Raw genomic sequence first — 23,119 nt, forward strand, 5'->3', positions numbered from 1 at the left:
CGCCGAAGCGCCCCGCCGGTCGAAACCGGCGGGGCGCTTCCCTCTGCGGGCCGAGTCCGAGCCCCCGGACAGCGTTGCGTCCTCGTCACCGCCAGGCCGACGGTGGCTTTGTCCATGAGAACGGGCTCTGGCCACAGTTTCTGCGGGCCTGACGTGAGGCGGCGGGTCCGTGCGTCGTTGCACCACGTCCTGGTCGGCTGCGGTGCCGACGGGATTCGAACCCGCGAGACAGATGGGGGCAGGTCCGCCCCGTCCCCGTCACTCGCCGCGGGAGGGACCTCGCCCACGGCGATCGCAATAGACCGCTCTGCCACGGCACCGCAACCTGCGGAAACGCGCGCGCTCCCGCTCCGACCAAGCGTAGAGACACCGTTCTCCGCGGACGAGTCCTTTTCGGATCGCCGGCAGCCGTTGCCGCAGCTCCACAGAAGTCGCGTCAGAGCCTGAGAACGGACAGCGGACGTTCACCGCTCCGGGAGGCGGTGGAGGCGTCGAGAGTTCGAACGGCCCGTGATCCTCGATCGGCCACAGCCCCCGGGAGCTTTCGCCTCGGCCCGCAGCGTGCGGACGGCGGCCGCACCCTCACCAGGACGCGCCCGGCGGCGAAGCTCACGAAGGCACGACCGACGTCTACGCGGCGACCGCCGGCCGGTGGACGGGCCACGAACCGCTCCACCGATCGCGAAGCCCGCGACCGCCCGCGCTGGTGCGATCGCCTTCCGCGTCTCCACGACGGTCCCGGTGCCGTGTCGGCGGTGCCGGTGGCGGCCCGGCTGCCCCGGCACGTACACCGAACGGTGCAGCCGGACCGGATGACGACACCGTCCGGTGTACGGCCGGATGTCCGCGTCGGGACGACGCTGCACGACGTCGTCGGGCACGGGCGACGAGGCGGTCCGTGCGGCCCGCGCCGTCCGCCCCGACGTCGTCCTCATGGACATCCCCATGCCCGGCACGGACGGTCTCACCGCCACCCGGACGATCGTCGAGGACCCCGGACTGACGGCCTGCCGGGTCATCGTCCTCACCACCTTCGAGACCGACGAGTACGTCTTCGCGGCCCTGCGCGCGGGCGCGAGCGGCTTCCTCACCAAGGAGATCGAACCGGACGACCTGCGCCAGGCCGTCCGAGCGGTGGCGGCCGGCGACGCGCTGCTCTCGCCGAGCGCGACCCGGTGGGTGATCGAGCAGTTCGCGCACCGCCCGGCAGCCCCCACCGACACCGCCGGACAACTCGCCGTGCTCACCGCGCGGGAACGCGAAGTGACCCGCCTGATCACAACCGGCCTGTCCAACGACCAGATCACCTCACAGCTCTTCATCAGCCCGCTCACCGCCAAGACCCACGTCACTCGCGCGATCACCAAGCTCGGCGTCCGCGATCGCGCCCAACTGGTGATCCTGGCCTACGAGACGGGCCTGGTCCGCGCGGGCGGCTGACAGCACCCGAGGCAGGAACCGTCGAACAGAACCGGGCCGAGGCACCTACAGCGACGCGATCCGCCGCCGGTCCGGTCACAGAAGGCCGCGAAACCGCGTCCGCCGCGCCCCCCGCTCACGCATCGCTCACACACGTGTCCAAGTACGACGAAGCGCCCCGGCCGGCCGAAGCCGGTCGAGGCGCCAAGTAACGGTCGGAGGAGATTCCCCGCCCTGCTGTCGGTAGGCCGTGTGGGACTCGAACCCACAACCAACGGATTAAAAGTCCGCTGCTCTGACCAATTGAGCTAACGGCCCGTGGACAAACACACCCGTGCAGCATAGCCCGAGAGATCCCCGGAGCCGATCGGGTATCCGACACCGGCCGTGCCGCGAGCCGATCGGCGGGGTCTCGGGCCCGTGAACCCGGTCCATCGATACCAGATCCGCCGCGCCCGTCGCCAACAGCTCGCCCCGGGCACCCACCCCGGCCGTGTCCCGCCACGCGGGCGCGACGTCCAGCCCGGCCGACCTTCCCCGCAGGCGAAAAGAGCTCTCCCCACGGGTGCAAAGAGACGGGGCCCGTACGCCACCGGAGTGTCGTACGGGCCCCGCTCAGGGTTCTACGCGATGTCAGCCGTTGCGCTTCCAGCGCGGCTTGTCGTCGCGGCGGCCGAAGGAGCCGCCGGTCGAGCCGGTGCTGCCGCGGTGGTCGTCACGGCGGCCGTACGGGCGGTCGCCGCCCGAGCGGAAGCCGCCGGCCGGACGGTCGTCACGGCGGTCGCGGTTGAACGGGCGGTCGCTGCCGCGGTGGCCGCCGGAGGGGCGGTCGTCACGGCGCTCGAAGGAACGGCCGCCGCGGTCGCCGCCACGGTCGTCACGGTTGAAACCACCCGAGGGGCGCTCGTCACGGCGGAACCCGCCGGACGGACGGTCGTTGTCACGACGCTCGAAGGAACGGCCGCCGCGGTCACCACCGCGGTCGTCGCGGTTGAAACCACCCGACGGGCGGTCGTCACGACGGAAGCCACCGGACGGACGGTCGTCGCGGCGGAAGCCACCACGGTCACCACCGCGGTCGTCGCGGTTGAAACCACCCGACGGGCGGTCGTCGCGGCGGAACCCGCCGGACGGACGGTCGTCGCGGCGGAAGCCACCACGGTCACCGCCACGGTCACCGCCGCGGAAGCCACCCCGGTCGCCGCCACGGTCGCGGCGCTCGAAGTTGCCCCGCTCGTCGCGGAAGGACGGACGCTCCTCGCGGCGCTGCTGCTCCTCGGCCTTCGCGGCGCGCTCGGCCTCGACGGCCGCCGCCGCGACCTCGGCCTCGGCGGCCTCGGTCACCTCGGCCACGGCCGCCTCCGGGTCCTCGCCGCGCTCGCGGGCGGCGCGGGCCACCAGGCGGTCGGCCTCCTCGCGGAGTTCGACGGCCCGGCGCTGGAGGCGCTCCAGCTGCTTGGTGAGGTCGACGACCTCGCGCTCGGCCTGCTTGGCGGAGTTGTTCGCGGAGTCGGCCTGGACCTCGGTCAGCGAACGGGCGCCGGTGATCTCGGCGACCTCCGGGTCGAACGCGCCGGCGCCGCCGACGATGTGGCGCGAGGCGTCGACGCCCGCGTCCTCCATCAGGCGGAAGATCTGACGGCGCTGGTGCGGCAGGGCCAGGGAGACCACGACGCCGGAGCGGCCGGCGCGGGCGGTACGGCCCGAGCGGTGCAGGTAGTCCTTGTGGTCGCCGGCCGGGTCCACGTTCAGGACCAGGTCGATGCCGTCGACGTGGATGCCGCGGGCGGCGACGTCGGTCGCGACGAGCGCGTTGACGTAGCCGTCCTTGAAGTCGGCCAGGGTCCGCGTACGGGCGCCCTGCGTCATGCCGCCGTGCAGCGCGTCGGCCTTCACGCCGGACTCGCGGAGCTGCTCGGCGATGCGGTCGGCGCCCAGCTGGGTGCGGACGAAGATGATCGTGCGGCCCTTGCGGGCGGCGATCGCGGCGGTGACCGGGGCCTTGTCCTTCGGCTTCACGACGAGGACGTGGTGGGTCATGGTGGTGACGGCGCCGGCGGACGGGTCGACCTCGTGCGTGACGGGGTCCACCAGGTACCGCTTGACCAGGCTGTCGATCTCGTTCTCCAGGGTGGCGGAGAAGAGGAGGCGCTGGCCGCCCTCGGGGATCTGGTCGAGCAGCTCGGTGACCTCGGGCATGAAGCCCAGGTCGGCCATCTGGTCGGCCTCGTCGAGGACCGCGATCTTCACGGCCTCCAGGGAGCAGGCGCCGCGGTTGATGATGTCGCGGAGACGGCCCGGGGTGGCGACGAGGATGTCGACGCCGCGCTCCAGGGCGTAGATCTGGTTGCCCATGGACGTGCCGCCGCAGACGACCTTCATCTTGAGGCCGAGCACGTCGCCGTAGGGCTGGAGGGCGTCCGCGACCTGCATCGCGAGCTCACGGGTCGGGGTGAGGATGACGCCGCGGGGCTTCTTCTTGTCGGTGTGGCCGCCCGCCAGGGTGGCGAGGAGCGGCAGACCGAAGGAGAGGGTCTTGCCGGAGCCGGTGCGGCCGCGGCCGAGGATGTCCTTGCCGGCCAGGGCGTCCGGGATGGTCGCCGCCTGGATCGGGAAGGGGGTGGTCACGCCGTTCTGCGCGAGCTTGCGCACGACGCCCTCCGGCAGACCGAGGTCCGCGAAGGTGATCGTGGGCTCGGCGGGCTCCTCGGCGGAGTCGTCGCCCTCGATCTCGTCCTCGGCGAGAACGTCGTCCTCGGCGAGGAGGTCGTCGGCGAGGAGGTCGGCCTCGGCGTCGATCACGACGGTCTCGGTGGCCTCGACGGCCTCGACGATCTCGTCGTTCTCGGGCATGACGGCGTGGTCAGAACTGAAAATGGACATGCGAAATGCGAAACCTTCCGGAGTCTCGGCACGCGCCCGTCAACTCCGTGTTTTCGCAAATCGACCGCCTCGATGCGGTCCAGCCACGGCTAGGGAGAGTACGCGCCACACGGCGCTCTTCTGTGTCGGCGCCGGGCAATGGGATCAAACGATCTACCACCATACGCACCCTCCCCCACCTATGGCAAATCGGACTCCCTCACACCGGTCCCACCTGCGGGGACGCCACCGGCTCCGGGGATACGCCGGCACCCCTCTCCTCCGCTCCCGCGGCCCACATGTCGCCCATCTGGACGTCGGGGCCGGACGCGGGCGGATCGGTGGGGTCCGAGGTCGGCTCGGGCGTCGGCTCCGGAGTCGGAACGGGCGGCTCCGGCGTGGGCTCGACGGGCGGCGGCGTCGGCTCCGGGGTGGGCGTGCCCCCGTCGCCGCCCGGCCCTCCGGTCCCGCCACCGCTGCCGCCGCTGCCGCCGCCGTTCCCGCCGCCGCCCGCACTTCCGCCCGCGCTGCCGTCGCCCCCGTCGCCGCCGCCCGCACCGCCGCCCGGTTCCTCGCGGCCGCCACCGGTCGGCTGCGGCTTCACCGTGCCCGCGGAGGGGGCGACGCCCGACGGGACCACGCCCTTCGTGGGCTGCGCACTGCCGGACGGCGAGCCGCTCGGCACGGGGGTCTCCCTGCCCGACCCGGTCACGTCCGGCCCGCCCCCGTCCGGCCGGCCGCTCCAGGAGCCGTCGCCCCCGTCCGGGAGCCCCGCGCCGCCCTCGGACTCGGCCGCCACGCCCCGCTTCCCCCCGGACGCGCCGGGCCCCGGCTTCGCCCCGTCGTCGCTCACACTCATACAGCCGCTCAGACCGGCGCAGGCCGCGACGGTCAGCGCGGCGGCGACCCATCTCACCGGGGTGGGCAAATGGCGCACGGGGGGCACCTCCAGGACACAACGGGCAGGAACGGAACGCGTCGCACTGCCCAACTCCCCCGGCCCCGCAAGGGACACGGGCCCCCGCGAGAGGGAAACGGAACCCGCGCCCCCGTCCGGCCAGCACCCCGGCCGCCCCGCAGCCCCCTCCGACCCGCGGCCCTCCCCGGCCGCGACCGTCAGCCGTACCCCAGCGCGTGCAGCCGTTCGTCGTCGATGCCGAAGTGGTGGGCGATCTCGTGCACCACCGTGATCTCGGTCTCCGCGACCACGTCCTCGCGCGACTCGCACATCCGCAGCGTCGGCCCCCGGTAGATCGTGATCCGGTCCGGGAGGACGCCGGCGTACCACTCGCCCCGCTCGGTCAGCGGCGTCCCCTCGTAGAGCCCGAGCAGCTCGGGGTCGTCGGACGGCGGCTCGTCCTCCACGAACACGGCGACGTTGTCCATCAGCCGCGTCAGCTCCGGCGGGATCCGGTCCAGGGCTTCGGCGACGAGTTCCTCGAACTCCTCGCGCGTCATCTCCAGCACGCGCCCATTCTCCCCCCGGTGGAAACCGTTTTGGCGATAGCGGCCGACATCCCATATGCTTCTCACGTCCCCGACGCGCTGACGAAGCGCCCAGGTGAGCCTCTAGCCCTCATCGTCTAGTGGCCCAGGACGCCGCCCTTTCAAGGCGGTAGCACGGGTTCGAATCCCGTTGGGGGCACGTTTCAAACGTGTGCGAGACTTGTTCTCGTCGCGAAGCAAGGTCCTGTGGAGCAGTTGGTTAGCTCGCCACCCTGTCAAGGTGGAGGTCGCGGGTTCAAGTCCCGTCAGGATCGCCGAGACCGGAAACGGTCTCGTGGCTGGGTAGCTCAGTTGGTACGAGCGATCGCCTGAAAAGCGATAGGTCGCCGGTTCGACCCCGGCCCCAGCCACAGGCAGAAGGCCCCGTTCGAAAGAACGGGGCCTTCGTCGTGTCCGGAGCCCGAAACGTGTCCGGAGCCCGAAAGCCGAAAGCGACGGCGGTACCGGGCCCGCAAGCCCGAGGCGACCGCAGTACGGGGAAGGGGCCCGCGCCCCTCCCCCGTACGCGTCACACCTCCTCGCGCCCCTCCGTACGGCTCCCCCGCCGCCCCCGCGCCGCGAGCGTCACCGCCACCACGGCCACGACCGCGACGAGCAGCGCCCAGTCCGGCACCGCCCGGCCGAGCGCGGCCACCCGCTCCTCCACGGCGAACGAGTCGTCCACCGACAGCAGGCCCGGCAGCGCGGTCGTCCCGTCGAAGACCAGGAACAGCGTGCCCAGGACGACGAAGAAGAGGCCCGAGAGGACCGAGGTCGAGTGGAGCGTGAGCCGGCCGACCCGGAGGGCCCGCCCGCGCAGCCAGCGCCGCCGACCCAGGTCGTACCGCTCCCAGAGCAGTGCCAGGACGAACAGCGGCACCGCCATCCCGAGCGCGTACACCGCGAGGAGCAGGCCCCCGTACGCCGGGCTGCCGCTCAGCGCCGCCACCGTCAGGACGCTGCCGAGGATCGGCCCCGCGCAGAAGCCCGCGAGGCCGTAGACCAGGCCCAGGGCGTAGGCGGAGAGCACCGACACGGGCCGGATGCGGCCGCTCGCCTCCGCGATCCGGCGGGAGGCGAAGCCCAGGCCGAGGATCTGGAGGACGCCGAGCCCGACGATCAGCCAGCCCCCGGCCGTGACGAGCAGGTCCCGGTGGCCGTAGAAGAACCGGCCCGCGAGGGAACCGGCCGCGCCGAGCGGGACGAGGGTGGTCGCCAGCCCCGCGTAGAGGACGCCGGTCCGGGCGACCAGCTTCGCGCGCGTGTCGACGGAATACGCGAAGAAGGCCGGCAGGAGCAGGGCGCTGCACGGGCTGAGCAGGGCGAGCAGTCCGCCGAGGAAGGCGGCGAAGTAGCCGATGCCGGAGGTCACCGCCCGGCCCCGGAAGGCTTCGCGGAACCCTTCTTCGCCCTCGCAGCCTCCGCCGCCGCCTCGATCGCCTCCGTGAAGGTCTCCAGGGGCTGCGCGCCCGCGATCGGGCGCCCGTTGACGAGGAAGGACGGGGTGGAGGTGGCGCCGAGGGCGTACCCCTGCTCCTGGTCCCGGCCGACGGCCGCGCGGGCCGCCGCGCCCTCCGCGTCCTTCGCGAACCGGGCCGCGTCGGGGACGCCCGCCTCCTTCGCGAGGGCGGCGAGCCGGTCCTTCCCGAAGCCCTTCTCCTTGGCGTCCTCCGCGTAGGCGGCCCGGTGGAACTCCCAGAACCGGCCCTGCCGCCCGGCCGCCCAGGAGGCGCGGGCGACGGCCTCGGACTCCTCGCCGAAGATCGGGAAGTTCCGCCACTCGATGCGCAGGGTCCCGTTCCTCACGTACTTCTCCACCAGGACCGGCTCGGTGTCCCGGGCGAACTTCCCGCAGTAGCCGCACTTGAAGTCGGCGTACTCGATGAGCACCACGGGCGCGTCGGCCCGGCCCAGGGCGAGCCCGTCGGAGGCGTCGCGGCGGGCGTACGCCTCCAGCTCGGGGTAGACGCCGGCGGCCGGGTCGGCGGAGACCTCCGCGACGGCGGACGAACCGGAGGCGCCGGAGGACGCCGGCTCGGTGGCGGTGAACGAGACGACGCCGAGCAGCGCGGCGGCGACCGCCACCCCGGCGACGATCGCGACCGGCTTGGCCTTGGAGGCCCTGGACGCCTTGGAGGTCTTGGAAGAGGTGGACGTGGACATGCGGAAGCACTCCTGAGGAGGGGGAAGGGAAGGACGGCGGAGGAGGGCCGTCCGTCTACACCCTCAGGACCGACAGCTCCACCGGCGACGGCGGTACGAGCTCGGGCGGCTCCCGCCCCGGCGCCGGCTCCCGGCCGGCCGCGTCCACGGCCCGGGCCCCGCCCGGCGCCCGGTCGGCGGCGAGGGCGGGCAGCAGCTCCGTGAAGCCGTGCGCGCGCGGCGGTACGACGGGGCCGTCGGCCCCCGCCTCGGCGGGGCGGCCCGGATCACAGCCGGGCACGGCGACCCCGGGAGCGGAGACCACGGGAGCGGCGGAAGCGGCGCTCGTGGTCCGCTCTCCCGCGACGCCCCACACCAGCAGCCCCAGCACCAGCCCCAGGAGCGCGGCGAACGCCGCCGGCGCGCGGGTGGTGCGGAACATGCGAAACCTCTCAGGTCCGGTCGGCGTGCCCGAAATAGTACGCACCCCGCGCGGACGCCCCGGGAGGCCGCTCGTAAATCGGTTCGCCGCTTCTCGTCCGCAGGTGCGATCCTGGATTCCGTATGTCTACTTCCTTCGCCGCCCTCCAGTCCGTCCTGGCCGGGGTCTCGCTGCGGGACTCCCACCGGCTCGGCCGCCGTCTCGAAGGCGCCCGCCGCATCCGCAAGCCCGAGGCCCGCGCGGCCGTCCTGGACGAGATCGCCGCAGAGGCGGCCAAGGCCAAGGAGCGCGTCGACGCGCGCGCCGCGCGCGTGCCCGCCGTCACGTACCCCGAACAGCTCCCCGTCTCGCAGAAGAAGGACGAGATCCTGGAGGCGATACGCAACCACCAGGTCGTGATCGTCGCCGGTGAGACGGGCTCCGGGAAGACCACCCAGATCCCGAAGATCTGCATGGAGCTGGGCCGGGGCGTCCGGGGCATGATCGGGCACACCCAGCCCCGCCGGATCGCCGCCCGCACGGTCGCCGAGCGGGTCGCCGAGGAGCTCAGGACCCCGCTGGGCGAGGCCGTCGGCTGGAAGGTCCGCTTCACCGACCAGGTGAACCCCGAGGCGACCTTCGTGAAGCTGATGACGGACGGCATCCTGCTCGCCGAGATCCAGACGGACCGCGAGCTGCGCGCGTACGACACGATCATCATCGACGAGGCCCACGAGCGGTCCCTCAACATCGACTTCCTGCTCGGCTACCTGGCCCAGCTGCTCCCCAAGCGCCCCGACCTCAAGGTCGTGATCACCTCCGCGACCATCGACCCGGAGCGCTTCTCCCGCCACTTCGGGGACGCCCCGATCGTCGAGGTCAGCGGGCGCACGTATCCCGTCGAGGTCCGCTACCGCCCCCTCCTCGAAGAGGACTCCGAGGAGTCCGACCGCGACCAGATCACCGCGATCTGCGACGCCGTCGACGAGCTCCAGGGCGAGGGCCCCGGGGACATCCTGGTCTTCCTCTCCGGCGAGCGCGAGATCCGCGACACGGCGGACGCCCTCACCAAACGGAAGCTGCGCAACACCGAGGTCCTCCCCCTCTACGCGCGCCTGTCGCACGCCGAGCAGCACCGCGTCTTCCAGGCCCACTCCGGCCGCCGGATCGTCCTCGCCACGAACGTCGCCGAGACGTCCCTGACCGTCCCCGGCATCAAGTACGTGATCGACCCGGGCACCGCCCGCATCTCGCGCTACTCGCACCGGACCAAGGTGCAGCGGCTGCCGATCGAGCCCGTCAGCCAGGCCAGCGCCAACCAGCGCAAGGGCCGCTGCGGGCGTACGTCCGACGGCATCTGCGTCCGGCTGTACTCGGAGGACGACTTCCTGTCCCGCCCGGAGTTCACGGACGCCGAGATCCTCCGTACGAACCTGGCCTCCGTCATCCTCCAGATGACCGCCGCCGGCCTCGGCGACATCGAGAAGTTCCCCTTCATCGACCCGCCGGACCACCGCAACATCCGGGACGGCGTGCAGCTCCTCCAGGAGCTGGGCGCGATCGACCCGGCCGAGAAGGACCCGAAGAAGCGGCTCACCCCGCAGGGCCGGAAGCTGTCCCAGCTGCCCGTGGACCCCCGGCTCGCCCGGATGGTCCTGGAGGCGGACCGGAACGGCTGCGTCCGCGAGGTCATGGTGATCGCGGCGGCGCTCTCCATCCAGGACCCGCGCGAGCGGCCGGCGGAGAAGCAGGCGCAGGCCGACCAGCAGCACGCCCGGTTCAAGGACGAGACGAGCGACTTCCTCGCCTACCTCAACCTGTGGCGGTACGTCCGGGAGCAGCAGAAGGAGCGGGGCTCCAGCTCCTTCCGCCGCATGTGCAAGCAGGAGTACCTGAACTTCCTGCGGATCCGCGAGTGGCAGGACATCTACGCCCAGCTGCGGACGGTCGCGAAGCAGATGGGGATCCACCTCAACGAGGAGGACGCGCCGGAGCAGTCCGTGCACGTGTCCCTCCTGGCCGGTCTGCTCTCCCACATCGGTCTGAAGGACGTGAAGGACGGGGCGAAGAACGACTACCTGGGCGCCCGCAGCGCCAAGTTCGCGATCTTCCCCGGTTCCGCGCTCTTCAAGAAGCCCCCGCGCTTCGTCATGTCCGCCGAGCTGGTGGAGACCTCGCGCCTCTGGGCCCGGGTGAACGCCCGGATCGAGCCCGAGTGGATCGAGCCGCTCGCCCAGCACCTGGTGAAGAAGACGTACAGCGAGCCGCACTGGGAGAAGGACCAGGCGGCCGTGATGGCGTTCGAGAAGGTGACGCTGTACGGCGTCCCGATCGTCGCCGACCGGAAGGTGAACTACGGGCGGATCGATCCGGAGGTCTCCCGGGACCTGTTCATCCGGAACGCGCTGGTGGAGGGCGACTGGCGCACCCACCACAAGTTCTTCGCCGACAACCGCAAGCTGCTGACCGAGGTCGAGGAGCTGGAGCACCGGGCCCGGCGCCGGGACATCCTCGTCGACGACGAGACGCTCTTCGACTTCTACGACAAGCGGATCCCCGAGCACGTCGTCTCGGGCGCCCACTTCGACTCCTGGTGGAAGCACAAGCTCCACGAGGAGCCGGAGTTCCTCGACTTCGAGCGTGAGATGCTCATCAACGAGAGGGCGGGGGCGGTCACCAAGGACGACTACCCGGACTCGTGGCGGCAGGGAGCGCTCAAGTTCCGCGTGACGTACCAGTTCGAGCCGGGCGCGGACGCGGACGGCGTGACCGTCCACATACCGCTCCAGGTGCTCAACCAGGTGACGGACGAGGGCTTCGAGTGGCAGATCCCGGGTCTGCGGGCGGAGGTCGTCACGGAGCTGATCCGCTCCCTGCCGAAGCCGATCCGCCGCCACTACGTCCCGGCGCCCGACTTCGCCTCCCGCTTCCTCGACTCGGTCGTGCCCGTGCAGGAGCCGCTGACGACGGCGCTGGCGCGCGAGCTCCAGCGGATGGTCGGAGTGCCGCTGACGGCCGAGGACTTCGACTGGGCGAAGGTGCCCGAGCACCTCAAGGTGACGTTCCGGATCGTCGACGAGCGGCGCCGGAAGCTGGCCGAGGCCAAGGACCTGGAGACGCTGCGGCTCAAGCTGCGGCCCAAGGCCCGTCAGGCCCTCTCCAAGGCCGCCGCGGCGGCCACGGGCGGCCCGGACGGCTCCGGGCCCTCCCTGGAGCGCTCGGGGCTCAAGGACTGGACGATCGGCACGCTCACGAAGGTCTTCGAGACCCGAAGGGCCGGGCAGCCGGTCAAGGCGTACCCGGCGCTGGTGGACGAGGGCGACAGCGTGGCCGTGCGGCTCTTCGACACGGAGGCCGAGCAGGCGCTCGCGATGTGGCGGGGCACCCGGAAGCTGATCATGCTGAACATCCCGGTGAACCCGGCGAAGTTCGCCTCGGACAAGCTGACCAACCAGCAGAAGCTGGCCCTGTCATCGAACCCGCACGGTTCGATCCAGGCCCTCTTCGACGACTGCGCGACCGCCGCCGCCGACAAGCTGATCGCGGACCACGGCGGCCCGGCCTGGGACGAGGAGTCCTTCCGGAAGCTGTACGACAAGGTCCGCGCGGACCTGGTGGACACGACGGTGCGGACGGTGGGCCAGGTCCAGCAGATCCTGGCGGCCTGGCAGGCCTGCGAGCGGCGCCTGAAGGCCACGAACAGCCCGGCGCTGCTTCCGAACCTCCAGGACGTCCGGGCGCAGCTGAACTGGCTGGTGCCGGCCGGCTTCGTCACCCGTACGGGTCTGAAGCGGCTCCCGGACCTGATGCGGTACCTGGTGGCGGTGGACCGCCGGCTCCAGCAGATGCCGACCGGGGCCCAGCGGGACACCACCCGGATGGAGAAGGTCCGGGAGATGCAGGACGAGTACGCCTGGCTGCTCGAACAGCTCCCGAAGGGGCGGCCGGTGCCGTCCGAGGTCACCGACATCCGCTGGATGATCGAGGAGCTGCGGGTGAGCTACTTCGCGCACGCCCTGGGGACGGCGTACCCGGTCTCGGACAAGCGGATCGTGAAGGCGATCGACGCGATGGTCCCGTAGCCGGAGCTGCGCGGTCGGTGAGTTCGACCTGACCCGCTGACCTGCTGTACAGTCTCTCTCGCAGCCGCTTGAAAGAAGGCTGCGAGCAAGGTCCTGTGGAGCAGTTGGTTAGCTCGCCACCCTGTCAAGGTGGAGGTCGCGGGTTCAAGTCCCGTCAGGATCGCCTCGAAGCCGAAGGCCCGCATCGTGAGATGCGGGCCTTCGTTGTGTTCCCGTGTCTTGACGGGGCCCCGTGCCCGCCGGTACTCCGGTCTTCAGGGAATCGGGGGCCCGACTGGAGGTGGTCGCGCATGGCCGCGGCGTCCGCAGCACGGCACGACACACGAGCACTGCTGCGCGCCCATCTGGCGGCCGCGTCGCGGTACGGGCACCTCACGCGCCACTGCGTGGTCTGCCACCGCCTGTTGAGGCTCGCCATGGAGGTGCCGGAGGTCCTGGACGTCCCGGACACCCCGGAGGCCTCCGGGGCCGAGGAGCGGGCGCCGGCGGCGGAGGACGAAGGTCCCGCCGACCCGTGACCGACGGCGCGTCGAACACCCTTCCGGGAGTGGCAGGCTTGACCTTGGCAAGGGTTCGCGCGTGTGACGGGTGTCACTGAAAGAGTTTCAGAAACCCCTTCACTTACACCCTCCCTACACCGGTCCGATTTAATCGGTGCAATTGCACGACCGTTCACAGGATGGCGCCGGGCACAAAAAGATCGCGCTGGACCCGGCGGAGTCCAGCGCGATCGTCTGGCGAAGACCTGTTGGGGCAGGCGTCCGCCGGCAGAACCAGGGGTGGGCCGCCGGATTGGGGGATCCGGAAAGGCCCGGCGTTACGGGGTGATGCGGGGTGTCACGCGACCTCAGGCCTCGCTGCGCTGCTGCGGAATGCCCGCCAGCAGCGCGCGGACCTCGGCCTCGCGGTACCGGCGGTGCCCACCCAGGGTGCGGATGGACGTGAGCTTGCCCGCCTTGGCCCAACGGGTCACCGTCTTCGGGTCCACACGGAACATCGTGGCGACCTCGGCAGGGGTCAGCAGCGGCTCGGCATCAGGGGTGCGAGCGGTCATGAGCGGCCTCCTCGGGAGAACCGAACCAATCTCGGTTCTTTCCTCTAAATTCTGCACCTTGACCCGCGTTGCCCGAAATGGCAGAAGCGGGCCGAGTCGGTTATAGGACGAACGGCTTGTCCTCGGCACTACAACTACACCATCCGTCCAGCCACGTCGGCCAAACCGATGGAATTGCCCTCGCAGGTGTTCATCAGCGGCGGAAGTCGATGGACCATGCCATAACGGACAGTCACGCGTCTGTGACGATCAGTCACAGAGCGATCAGGAGTCCTCAGACCCCCCATAGAGTGCAATGCTGAGCTTTCCGCCCAAAGTTGGGCGGAAGGAACCCTCCCCGGACTCCTTGTCCTATTTTGGCACGAGGATGGGTGATCGGCGCAAGGGTGCGTTAAGTGCTGTCCGTCACGCTTGAGCCAAAGGCCCGGATCGGGACCAACGTCCCCACCGGGCGGGAGCCGAAGGACCCGTGGACCGGAAGGAGCGCGGAGGAGCCCCGGAGCCGTCGACTCCGGAGGCCTTGAAGATCATTTACACCGGTCGGACATGTCTTGTCGATACCGACCTGACGAAGATGCCCGACTGGTGTCAGTTCGCACACGGGGGCTTCCGGCCACGATCGCCGGTTCCCGGCGCCCGTACCCCTTTCGAGTGGGCCGTACCCCTGCGAGCGGGCCGTACCTCTTCGAGGAGGGCCGTGCCTCATCGAGTGGGCCGTAGCCCTCCAGGGAGGCCTGATCTCCCGAAGGGTCGTCAGTTCGCGAACCGCAGGTCCCTGATCGCCCGCCAGCGCTCGGCCAGGTGCCCGTACGCCTCGTTCGCCGCCTCCTCGTCCCCCGCCCGCAACGCGGCGATCCCCTTCGCCAGCCGGGCCGCCGACCGCTCCTCCGCCAGCCACTCCTCCGACACCACGTGCACCAGGCCGCCGAAGTCCAGCTCCACCATGGCGCGCGGATGGAACTCCTCCAGCCAGCGCCCCACATCGATCAGCCCCTCCGTCATCGGACCGTCGTCGATCGACTCCCGCAGCGCCCGCAGGGCCCGCGCGAGCCGGCGCCTCGCCTGGGCCATCGTCGTCCGGTAGCGCAGCACCGGCGCCCGGCCCGCCCCGTCCCCCTCCGCTCCGGCCCCCTCCTTCGGGACGCCCGGCTCGTACTGCCGGTCCTCGTCACCGAAAAGGGCGAACCAGCGCACCGGCACCTGCCAGACCGCCGTACGGATCCACGGCCGCGCGTCCGGGTTCCGCGCCAGCCAGCGCTCGTGGTCCGCCGCCACCTGGGCGCGCACCACCGGCGGCAGCATCGCGTCGAGCACCGCCCCGGGATACCCCTCCGCCACCAGCTCCTCCAGGGCCAGCCACCCGCGCAGCCGGGTCCGCCACGGGCAGATCACCACCGCACCGTCCAGGTGCGCGACGAAGGCCTCGCCGCTCTCGTGCACCGGCACCGGGACCGGGGGCGTCGGCAGCAGGTCCGCGAGCGACCGGCGCAGCTCCTCCTGCGCCCCCGGGGTGCGGGACCGCCGCGCGTACCGGGCCCAGTGGGACCGCTCCGGCTCGGGGAACGCGGCCAGCGGCTCGTACACCCGCAGATAGGACGCGTAGGGGACGAGGACCGAGGAGGCGACCGACATGTCGCGATCCTTCCACGGAGGTACTCCCCGAGGGGGTGATCCTGCGCACTGCGGCTGATCTACGCCCAGGTAGCGCTTACCCTCTTGCCGAACCGGTCCCTCCCCCACCCGCAGGGAGGACCGAACCCGCCGCTTCGTACTTGGGAGTCACCACCGTGACCGATGTGACCGGCGTTCCTGTCGATCCCGCAGACGTGCTGCACACCCTCTTCCGCTCGGAACAGGGTGGCCACGAGCAAGTCGTGCTCTGCCAGGACCGCGCCACCGGCCTCAAGGCCGTCATCGCCCTCCACTCCACCGCCCTGGGGCCTGCCCTCGGCGGCACCCGCTTCTACCCGTACGCCACCGAGGCCGAGGCGATCGCCGACGCCCTCAACCTGGCGCGCGGCATGTCGTACAAGAACGCCCTGGCCGGTCTCGACCACGGCGGCGGCAAGGCCGTCATCATCGGCGACCCGGAGCAGATCAAGACGGAGGAACTCCTCCTCGCCTACGGGCGCTTCGTCGCCTCCCTCGGCGGCCGGTACGTCACGGCCTGCGACGTCGGCACCTACGTCGCCGACATGGACGTCGTCGCCCGCGAGAACGAGTGGACCACCGGCCGCTCCCCCGAGAACGGCGGCGCCGGCGACTCCTCCGTCCTCACCGCCTTCGGCGTCTTCCAGGGCATGCGCGCCTCCGCGCAGACCCTGTGGGGCGACCCCACGCTGCGCGGCCGCAAGGTCGGCGTCGCGGGCGTCGGCAAGGTCGGCCACTACCTCGTCGAGCACCTCCTGGAGGACGGCGCCGAGGTGTACGTGACCGACGTGCGCGAGGAGTCGGTCCGCCGGATCACCGACAGGCACCCGCAGGTGAAGGTGGTCGCCGACACCGACGCGCTGATCCGCGTCGAGGGCCTGGACGTCTACGCGCCCTGCGCGCTCGGCGGCGCCCTGAACGACGACACCGTGCCGGTCCTCACCGCGAAGATCGTCTGCGGCGCGGCCAACAACCAGCTCGCCCACCTCGGCGTCGAGAAGGACCTGGAGGAGCGCGGAATCCTCTACGCGCCCGACTACGTGGTCAACGCCGGTGGCGTGATCCAGGTCGCCGACGAGCTGCACGGCTTCGACTTCGACCGCTGCAAGGCGAAGGCGACGAAGATCTTCGACACCACCCTCTCGATCTTCGCACGTGCGAAGGAGGACGGGATCCCGCCGGCCGCCGCGGCCGACCGGATCGCCGAGCAGCGGATGGCGGAGGCCCGGCGCGGCTAGAACCGGGCCGGGAGCGGCCCGCCGCGACAGGGGTGCGGGGAGACTTCCCTCACCCTTCTCGGCGGGTCGTACCCCCAGAAGAGGTTAAAATCGCGACTGACCAGCGAGGAAAGGGCACCTCGAAGGTTCTGTACCGGGGTATGTGATGCGCGCGGCGTACCGTAGACCCACGGAAACAGGTACCGTTGAAGCCCTACGGGCCGGTCTCTCCGTCGAGAGTCCGTTCCGCATCATGAACGCGTGTCAAGACTCTGGGGCCATCGAGCCCCGTCACCGAGGGGGTCGAGCCATGGGGCGCGGCCGGGCAAAGGCCAAGCAGACCAAGGTCGCCCGCCAGCTGAAGTACAGCAGCGGCGGGACGGACCTGACGCGTCTGGCCAATGAGCTGGGCGCTTCGACTTCGAGCCAGCCGCCGAATGGCGAGCCGTTCGAGGACGACGACGAGGAAGACGACCCGTACGCCCAGTACGCGGATCTCTACAACACGGACGACGAGGACGAGGACGACCAGTCCGGCCCCTCCTCGTCCCCGCGTCGCGCTTGACCTTCTGAACCACCGAAACCCGGTCCGGTACACCCGGCCGGGTTTCTGTGCTGTCCGCGTGTCCGCGCGGCTCGATCGCGTACGGACGCGGGACACGGGCGGAGACGGCGAACGGGGGCGCCCCTGAGGGCACCCCCGATGCGTACGTCCTCCGCCGGTCAGTTCGCGTAGTCCCCGACCAGCTCGGCGCCGGTGGCGCGGTCGCCGCGCTCGGTGATCTCGCCCGCGACCCAGGACTCGACCCCGCGGTCCGCCAGGGTGGCCAGGGCCACGTCCACGGACTCGGCCGGCACGACGGCCATCATGCCGACGCCCATGTTCAGGGTCTTCTCCAGCTCCAGGCGCTCCACCTGCCCGGCCTTGCCGACCAGGTCGAAGATCGCGCCCGGCGCCCAGGTCGAACGGTCCACGGTGGCGTGCAGGCCGTCCGGGATCACCCGGGCCAGGTTGGCCGCCAGACCGCCGCCCGTGATGTGGCTGAAGGCGTGGACGTCCGTGGTCCGGGTGAGGGCCAGGCAGTCGAGCGAGTAGATCTTCGTGGGCTCCAGGAGCTCCTCGCCCAGCGTCCGGCCGAGCTCCTCGACCCGCTGGTCGAGGGTCATGCCGGCGCGGTCGAAGAGCACGTGCCGCACGAGCGAGTACCCGTTGGAGTGAAGACCGGAGGAGGCCATGGCGATGACCGCGTCACCCGTACGGATGCGGTCCGCGCCGAGCAGCCGGTCGTACTCCACGACGCCCGTGCCCGCGCCGGCGACGTCGAAGTCGTCCGGGCCGAGGAGGCCCGGGTGCTCCGCGGTCTCGCCGCCGACCAGGGCGCAGCCGGCCAGGACGCAGCCCTCCGCGATGCCCTTGACGATCGCCGCGACCCGCTCCGGGTGCACCTTGCCCACGCAGATGTAGTCGGTCATGAAGAGCGGCTCGGCGCCGCAGACGACGATGTCGTCCATGACCATCGCGACCAGGTCGTGGCCGATGGTGTCGTAGACGCCCATCCGGCGGGCGATGTCGACCTTCGTGCCGACGCCGTCGGTCGCGGAGGCGAGCAGCGGACGCTCGTAGCGCTTGAGGGCGGAGGCGTCGAAGAGGCCGGCGAAGCCGCCGAGGCCGCCGAGGACCTCGGGGCGCTGAGTCTTCCTCACCCACTCCTTCATCAGCTCGACGGCGCGGTCGCCCGCCTCGATGTCGACGCCCGCGGACGCGTAGCTGGCGCCGCCTTCGGCACTGAGGGACTCAGACATGCTGGGAACTTTCGTGTCGTACTGCGGTTGCAGCGGTTGCGGCGGGGTCTTACGGGCGACGGAGCGCGTCGGAGGCCGCGGTGGCGGCCGGACCGGCGGCCAGCTCGGTCTCCAGGAGCTGCTTGCCGAGCAGCTCGGGGTCCGGCAGCTCCATCGGGTACTCGCCGTCGAAGCAGGCGCGGCAGAGGTTCGGCTTCTGGATCGTGGTCGCCTCGATCATCCCCTCCAGGGAGATGTACGAGAGCGAGTCCGCGCCCAGCGACTTGCCGATCTCGTCGACCGACATGCCGTTGGCGATCAGCTCCGCGCGGGTCGCGAAGTCGATGCCGAAGAAGCAGGGCCACTTGACCGGCGGGGAGGAGATCCGGATGTGGACCTCGGCGGCGCCGGCCTCGCGGAGCATCCGGACCAGGGCCCGCTGGGTGTTGCCGCGGACGATCGAGTCGTCGACGACCACGAGCTTCTTCCCCTTGATGACTTCCTTGAGGGGGTTCAGCTTCAGCCGGATGCCCAGCTGGCGGATGGTCTGGGAGGGCTGGATGAAGGTGCGCCCGACGTAGGCGTTCTTGACCAGGCCGGCGCCGAAGGGGATGCCCGAGGCCTCGGCGTAGCCGATGGCGGCCGGGGTGCCCGACTCCGGAGTCGCTATCACCAGGTCGGCCTCGACGGGCGCCTCCTTCGCGAGGCGGCGGCCCATCTCCACGCGGGAGAGGTACACGTTCCGGCCGGCGATGTCGGTGTCCGGACGGGCCAGGTACACGTACTCGAAGACACAGCCCTTGGGCTTCGCTTCAGCGAATCGGGAGGTGCGGATGCCGTTCTCGTCGATCGCGATCAGCTCGCCCGGTTCGACCTCGCGGACGTAGCTGGCGCCGCAGATGTCGAGGGCGGCGGACTCCGAGGCGACCACCCAGCCGCGCTCCAGACGGCCGAGGACCAGCGGGCGGATGCCCTGCGGGTCGCGGGCCGCGTAGAGCGTGTGCTCGTCCATGAAGACGAGGGAGAAGGCGCCCCGGACCTCGGGGAGGACCTTCGCGGCGGCCTGCTCGATGGTGAGCGGCTTGCCGTCCTCGTCCGCCTGGCCCGCGAGGAGCGCGGTGACCAGGTCGGTGTCGTTGGTGGCGGCGACCTGGGTCGCGCGCCCTTCCTTCTTGGGCAGGGCCGCGACCATCTCGGCGAGCTGCGCCGTGTTCACCAGGTTGCCGTTGTGGCCGAGCGCGATCGAGCCGTGGGCGGTCGCCCGGAACGTCGGCTGCGCGTTCTCCCACACGGAGGCCCCGGTGGTCGAGTAGCGGGCGTGACCGACCGCGATGTGACCTTGCAGGGAACCGAGAGAGGTCTCGTCGAAGACCTGGGACACGAGGCCCATGTCCTTGAAGACGAGGATCTGGGAGCCGTTGCTGACCGCGATTCCCGCGGATTCCTGACCCCGATGCTGGAGGGCGTAGAGCCCGAAGTACGTGAGCTTTGCGACCTCTTCACCCGGAGCCCAGACCCCGAAGACGCCGCAAGCGTCCTGAGGGCCCTTCTCGCCGGGAAGCAGGTCGTGATTGAGTCGACCGTCACCACGTGGCACGTTTCCGAGTGTAGACGGGCTCGACCACTGGTCCGAATTGAGGAAATCCGGGATCGCCCTCACTCGTGCGATCGCACGAAATGATCATCTCGTGCTTGGAGAGGGCTACAAACCAGGCGGGGGAAGGGATTCCGGCTCCGGGACCGTGGAGAGCGGACGCTCGTACCGGGTTCGGAGCCGTCCCGCGATGTGACGGAGTTCGCAATCGGAGCGGCTCCGGACCCCGGACGCTACGCGCGTCCGGCCGGTTCGGCGGTGGCGGTGAGGCCCTCGCCCGAGGCGTCGGTGAGCGTCAGGGTCCGGTGGTCGAGCCGGTAGGTGAGCGGCCCGTCGAGGAGTTCGTACAGCGTGGTCTCCAGCTTCATCTGCGGGCCCGTGCACATCATCCGGGTGGTGGCCGCCGGGCCCTCGACGGTGAGGGTGGTGGCGTCGGCCTTCGCGGTCGCGGAGAAGTTGTTGCAGCCCAGGTTGCCGGTGACCTTGCCGTCCTCGCCCAGGACGATCCGCGCCTTGCCCTCGCTGCCGGCGGGCAGGGAGGACGCCGTCTTCCCGGAGAGCAGGCCGTCGACCTTCCAGGTGGTGCCGCGCAGCGGGGCGGGCTGCTCGGCGGTGAGCGCGAGGACGTTCCGCCCGTCGGGCGAGGTCAGGGTGAGCGTGTCGTTCTTCAGCGTGCCCTTGAGCTCCCCGGAGAAGGCCTCGACCAGGTCCTTCTCGAACCGCATCCGGTCGTCGGAACAGGCCATCCCGGTCCTCGGGCCCGGAGTGGCGGTGAGGATGTCGCCCCTCACGGTGACGGTGGCGTTGAAGGTGTTGCAGCCGCCGCGACCGACGACACGGCCGTCCTCCTCGAACGCGACGTCGGCGCCGTCCGGGGCGTCGGACGCGTTCCCGCCGACGGTGACCTTGTCGACGGTCCAGTGCGTGCCGGTGAGCGGGAGGTCCGGGGAGACCGTGTCCGCACCGGACCCGGATCCCCGACCTCCTTCCGTACCGCAGGCGGTGAGCAGGAGGGCCGGGAGGAGCGGGACCAGGACGACGAGTGCTCGTGGCTTCGACATGAAGATGGGACGGACGACCGGACGAGTCGGTTCCACGGGGCCGTACGGACGATGCGGGGCTCGGCGGTCAGCCCATCAGGGGCAGCAGGTCCGCCAGGTCGGCGCGCTCGCCGCTCGCGCTCACCAGGGCCGCGTCCACTTCCGCCGCCCACTCCACGCGCCCGGTCGCGAGCCGGATCCAGGTCAGGGGGTCCGTCTCGACCACGTTGGGCGGGGTGCCCCGGGTGTGCCGGGGGCCCTCCACGCACTGGACGACGGCGTACGGCGGAACCCGGACCTCGACCGCCCCGCCCGGTGCCCTCACCGCCAGCACGTCCGCGAGGAGACGGGTGCAGGCGGCGAGGGCCTGACGGTCGTACGGGATGCCGGCGCCGGTCGCCTCGTTCAGGTCGTCGGTGTGGACGACGAGTTCGACGGTCCGGGTGACGAGGAAGTCCCCGAGGGTCATGGCGCCGAAGCTCAGCGGCAGGAGCCGTTCGTCGGCGGCGCCCGCCACCGCCTCCTCGTAATCGTCCTGCACGCGTGCGTAGAGCCCGTGCAGGTCGGAGGCGTCGATCCCGCGCGTGTGCGCGTCGATCCGTTCGGCTGCCGACGCGGTCCTGGACGGCCAGTCGAGCAGGGCCAGTTCCCGCGCGGCGGGCGCGGGCGCGGCGAGCAGCTGCGGCACGGAGTCGACCATCCACGCGAGGTGTGCGGCCAGGTCCCGTACGGTCCACTCCCCGAGCCGGGTCGGCCCGTCGAGCTGCACGGGCGTGAACGCCCCGACGGCGTCCCGTACGTGCCGGAACTGGGTGAGGACGGCGGCCCGGACCTTGGCCGGGTCGTAGCTGCGGGTGCGCTTCTTGGCCGGTGGCATGGGGCGAGGGTAGTCGGCGGCGGGCGCGTCACGGACGAAGGTCAGGCCGCCGGCCGGGCCGGGCCCGGTATCGCCTCGAACGTCTCCTTGTTCCTCGGGACGCCGACACCGCGCCAGGTGAAGGGCACACCCCTGGCCGTGTCCAGGTCGGGTCCGTTCATGAGGTGGAAGTGCAGGTGCGGTTCGGTGGAGTTGCCGGAGTTTCCGCACCGGGCGAGCTTCTGGCCGGCCGTGACCCGGTCACCCGCCCGGACGGTGAGCGAACCCCGCCGGAGGTGTGCGTACACCGCGTGGGTGCCGTCTCCGAGGTCGGGTATCAGGTGGTTCCCGACGATCCGCCGGGCTCCCGCGAGGACGCGGGCGATGCCCTCGAAGAGCAGCAGACAGAGGGCGGCGGGCAGCGAGTTGCGGCTGAGGTGGTCGCGCTGGCCGTCCTCGGCGTGCACGACGGTCGCGTCGGCGACCGCGAACAGCGGGGCGCCGAAGGCCGGGAAGTCCTCGCTCCGGCGGGCCACCGGCCACAACCACGTGAAGGAGGGCCGGGACCGCTCCCCGTCCTCCGCCTCCGCCTCCGCCTCCGCCTCCGCCAGGATGTCGATGGCGTACGTCTGGCCGTACTGGTGGGTGCCGTGGCTGGGCGTCCGGTCGGCCGGGCTGTTGAGCGCCGTCCAGCGGCCGATGACCGGCGGGTCCACTTCGACCGGGGGCCGCGCCGCCTCGACCTGCTTGCCGGTGTGCCGGGCGAGCCCGATCCCGACCGCCATGGCGGCGATCAGCGGCAGCCAGCTCACGGCGTACGGATAGGGCAGTCCGACGGTGAACGAGACGATCAACTGGACGAAGAACAGCAGCCAGAGCGTGCGGTGGAGCACCACCGCGGACTTGCGCGTGAACATGGGCGTTCCCCCTGAACGATCGTGGTCGACGGCCGTGGTCGGAGGACCGGCGGTTGTGGCCGAAGGGCTACGAGTGGGCCGCCGTGAGGGCCACCAGGAGCGGGACGACCCGGGCCGCCGGAACCTCGTGGCGGCCGCGTCCGGTCGTGTGGAGCCAGCCCGCGGCGGTCAGTTGGCGCAGGTGGTGGTAGATCTGGCCGGTCGTGCCCGTCTCCGGGAGCTCGGCCAGCTCGGCGGCGGTGCGGCGGCCGCCGAGTATCTCCCGCAGCAGCCGGAGCCGTACGGGATGGCCGAGGGCGGCGAAGGAGTCCGCGGTCTCGGCCCAGTCCTCGTCGAGCAGCCGCTCGGTGAACGCGCCGAACTGCCACTCGTACCGCTCCTCGGTGGGCAGTCGGACCGAGCCCGTGAACAGCACTCCGCCGTCGGCGCCCCTCGGGCCCGCCTCGGCGAGTTCGGCCTTGAATCCTTCCAGGGCCCAGAAGCGCCCTCCCGCGGTCTCGTCGGGGCGCTCGGGGGCCTCCACGCCCTCCAGCGCCGCGATGCGTCGCTCCAGCTCGGTGAATCGCTCTTCCAGCTCCATGCGTACAGATTACGTAAC

19 protein-coding genes and 6 tRNA genes are annotated in these 23,119 nt (G+C 71.3%); 9 read left to right on the top strand and 16 right to left on the bottom strand.

What is annotated here, in order from left to right; translation table 11 throughout:
* Window positions 1-200 precede the first annotated feature (200 nt).
* Window positions 201-320 (bottom strand) — tRNA-OTHER (locus ACFY7E_RS08700).
* 520 nt (window positions 321-840) lie between these two features.
* Here ACFY7E_RS08700 and ACFY7E_RS08705 point away from each other — a divergent pair.
* Window positions 841-1,440, top strand: coding sequence for a response regulator (locus ACFY7E_RS08705; RefSeq protein WP_389482295.1), 600 nt, complete (start codon window positions 841-843; stop codon window positions 1,438-1,440).
* Between the two features lie 223 nt (window positions 1,441-1,663).
* Here the strand turns inward: ACFY7E_RS08705 and ACFY7E_RS08710 are convergent.
* The 4 genes from ACFY7E_RS08710 to ACFY7E_RS08725 form a co-directional block, all read right to left on the bottom strand.
* Window positions 1,664-1,737, bottom strand: a tRNA-Lys gene (locus ACFY7E_RS08710).
* A gap of 315 nt (window positions 1,738-2,052) precedes the next feature.
* Complete coding sequence (locus tag ACFY7E_RS08715) at window positions 2,053-4,302, bottom strand: DEAD/DEAH box helicase (protein WP_389482296.1); 2,250 nt, start codon at window positions 4,300-4,302, stop codon at window positions 2,053-2,055.
* Window positions 4,303-4,501: 199 nt separating this feature from the next.
* Window positions 4,502-5,218: a hypothetical protein gene (locus ACFY7E_RS08720; RefSeq protein ID WP_389482298.1), complete on the bottom strand. Its 717-nt coding sequence runs from the start codon at window positions 5,216-5,218 to the stop codon at window positions 4,502-4,504.
* A gap of 179 nt (window positions 5,219-5,397) precedes the next feature.
* Window positions 5,398-5,748 carry a metallopeptidase family protein gene (locus ACFY7E_RS08725; protein ID WP_053648331.1) on the bottom strand — a complete coding sequence of 117 codons (351 nt, stop codon included), beginning with the start codon at window positions 5,746-5,748 and terminating at the stop codon, window positions 5,398-5,400.
* 105 nt (window positions 5,749-5,853) lie between these two features.
* Between ACFY7E_RS08725 and ACFY7E_RS08730 the strand changes: the two genes are divergently transcribed.
* The 3 genes from ACFY7E_RS08730 to ACFY7E_RS08740 all read left to right on the top strand — a co-directional run bounded on the left by ACFY7E_RS08730 (window position 5,854) and on the right by ACFY7E_RS08740 (window position 6,137).
* Window positions 5,854-5,926 (top strand) — tRNA-Glu (locus ACFY7E_RS08730).
* Between the two features lie 41 nt (window positions 5,927-5,967).
* Window positions 5,968-6,041 (top strand) — tRNA-Asp (locus tag ACFY7E_RS08735).
* Between the two features lie 22 nt (window positions 6,042-6,063).
* Window positions 6,064-6,137 (top strand) — tRNA-Phe (locus tag ACFY7E_RS08740).
* Window positions 6,138-6,295: 158 nt separating this feature from the next.
* On the opposite strand, the gene ACFY7E_RS08745 is transcribed toward ACFY7E_RS08740, so the two are convergent.
* Genes ACFY7E_RS08745 through ACFY7E_RS08755 form a run of 3 tightly spaced genes read right to left on the bottom strand, consistent with a single transcriptional unit; the run spans window position 6,296 to window position 8,350 of the window.
* Complete coding sequence (locus tag ACFY7E_RS08745) at window positions 6,296-7,138, bottom strand: cytochrome c biogenesis CcdA family protein (protein ID WP_389482300.1); 843 nt, start codon at window positions 7,136-7,138, stop codon at window positions 6,296-6,298.
* Entirely contained in the window at window positions 7,135-7,929 is a 795-nt protein-coding gene (locus ACFY7E_RS08750) for a DsbA family protein (protein WP_389482302.1), read from the bottom strand. The genes ACFY7E_RS08745 and ACFY7E_RS08750 overlap by 4 nt, the downstream gene beginning before the upstream one ends.
* Before the next feature lie 55 nt (window positions 7,930-7,984).
* Window positions 7,985-8,350 (bottom strand): hypothetical protein, encoded by a 366-nt coding sequence (locus ACFY7E_RS08755; RefSeq protein ID WP_389482305.1) that lies wholly within the window; start codon window positions 8,348-8,350, stop codon window positions 7,985-7,987.
* A 122-nt stretch (window positions 8,351-8,472) separates the two neighbouring features.
* On the opposite strand from ACFY7E_RS08755, the gene hrpA reads away from it, so the two are divergent.
* From hrpA to ACFY7E_RS08770, 3 genes are all read left to right on the top strand, one after another.
* Window positions 8,473-12,411, top strand: coding sequence for an ATP-dependent RNA helicase HrpA (gene hrpA, locus ACFY7E_RS08760; RefSeq protein ID WP_389482308.1), 3,939 nt, complete (start codon window positions 8,473-8,475; stop codon window positions 12,409-12,411).
* Window positions 12,412-12,500: 89 nt separating this feature from the next.
* Window positions 12,501-12,574: transfer RNA gene (locus tag ACFY7E_RS08765), tRNA-Asp, on the top strand.
* 127 nt (window positions 12,575-12,701) lie between these two features.
* Window positions 12,702-12,929, top strand: a complete 228-nt coding sequence (locus ACFY7E_RS08770; protein WP_389482310.1) for a DUF6274 family protein — start codon at window positions 12,702-12,704, stop codon at window positions 12,927-12,929.
* A gap of 329 nt (window positions 12,930-13,258) precedes the next feature.
* Here the strand turns inward: ACFY7E_RS08770 and bldC are convergent, their stop codons facing one another.
* Window positions 13,259-13,465: a developmental transcriptional regulator BldC gene (bldC, locus tag ACFY7E_RS08775; protein ID WP_003949541.1), complete on the bottom strand. Its 207-nt coding sequence runs from the start codon at window positions 13,463-13,465 to the stop codon at window positions 13,259-13,261.
* Between the two features lie 753 nt (window positions 13,466-14,218).
* The gene (locus ACFY7E_RS08780) at window positions 14,219-15,097 is read right to left on the bottom strand and encodes a hypothetical protein (protein ID WP_389482312.1); all 879 of its coding nucleotides are present in this window, start codon (window positions 15,095-15,097) and stop codon (window positions 14,219-14,221) included.
* 155 nt (window positions 15,098-15,252) lie between these two features.
* Between ACFY7E_RS08780 and ACFY7E_RS08785 the strand changes: the two genes are divergently transcribed.
* Together ACFY7E_RS08785 and ACFY7E_RS08790 are read left to right on the top strand one after the other, a co-directional pair.
* Entirely contained in the window at window positions 15,253-16,353 is a 1,101-nt protein-coding gene (locus ACFY7E_RS08785; RefSeq protein WP_389482315.1) for a Leu/Phe/Val dehydrogenase, read from the top strand.
* Between the two features lie 289 nt (window positions 16,354-16,642).
* A complete protein-coding gene (locus ACFY7E_RS08790; protein WP_053648317.1) occupies window positions 16,643-16,897 on the top strand; it encodes a DUF3073 domain-containing protein in 255 nt (84 codons plus the stop codon).
* 158 nt (window positions 16,898-17,055) lie between these two features.
* Here the strand turns inward: ACFY7E_RS08790 and purM are convergent, their stop codons facing one another.
* The 6 genes from purM to ACFY7E_RS08820 form a co-directional block, all read right to left on the bottom strand.
* Window positions 17,056-18,135 (bottom strand): phosphoribosylformylglycinamidine cyclo-ligase, encoded by a 1,080-nt coding sequence (purM, locus tag ACFY7E_RS08795; RefSeq protein ID WP_389482318.1) that lies wholly within the window; start codon window positions 18,133-18,135, stop codon window positions 17,056-17,058.
* A gap of 49 nt (window positions 18,136-18,184) precedes the next feature.
* On the bottom strand, window positions 18,185-19,711 hold the full coding sequence (purF, locus tag ACFY7E_RS08800; RefSeq protein ID WP_389482321.1) for an amidophosphoribosyltransferase: 1,527 nt from the start codon (window positions 19,709-19,711) through the stop codon (window positions 18,185-18,187).
* 230 nt (window positions 19,712-19,941) lie between these two features.
* Window positions 19,942-20,769, bottom strand: coding sequence for an META domain-containing protein (locus ACFY7E_RS08805; RefSeq protein ID WP_389482323.1), 828 nt, complete (start codon window positions 20,767-20,769; stop codon window positions 19,942-19,944).
* A gap of 67 nt (window positions 20,770-20,836) precedes the next feature.
* Window positions 20,837-21,625: a sterol carrier family protein gene (locus ACFY7E_RS08810; RefSeq protein ID WP_389482325.1), complete on the bottom strand. Its 789-nt coding sequence runs from the start codon at window positions 21,623-21,625 to the stop codon at window positions 20,837-20,839.
* A gap of 41 nt (window positions 21,626-21,666) precedes the next feature.
* Window positions 21,667-22,521: a M23 family metallopeptidase gene (locus ACFY7E_RS08815; RefSeq protein WP_389482328.1), complete on the bottom strand. Its 855-nt coding sequence runs from the start codon at window positions 22,519-22,521 to the stop codon at window positions 21,667-21,669.
* A gap of 67 nt (window positions 22,522-22,588) precedes the next feature.
* Entirely contained in the window at window positions 22,589-23,101 is a 513-nt protein-coding gene (locus ACFY7E_RS08820) for an ArsR/SmtB family transcription factor (protein ID WP_389482330.1), read from the bottom strand.
* Window positions 23,102-23,119 lie beyond the last annotated feature (18 nt).

It is taken from the genome of Streptomyces sp. NPDC012825, from assembly GCF_042900925.1.
Lineage (GTDB): Bacteria > Actinomycetota > Actinomycetes > Streptomycetales > Streptomycetaceae > Streptomyces.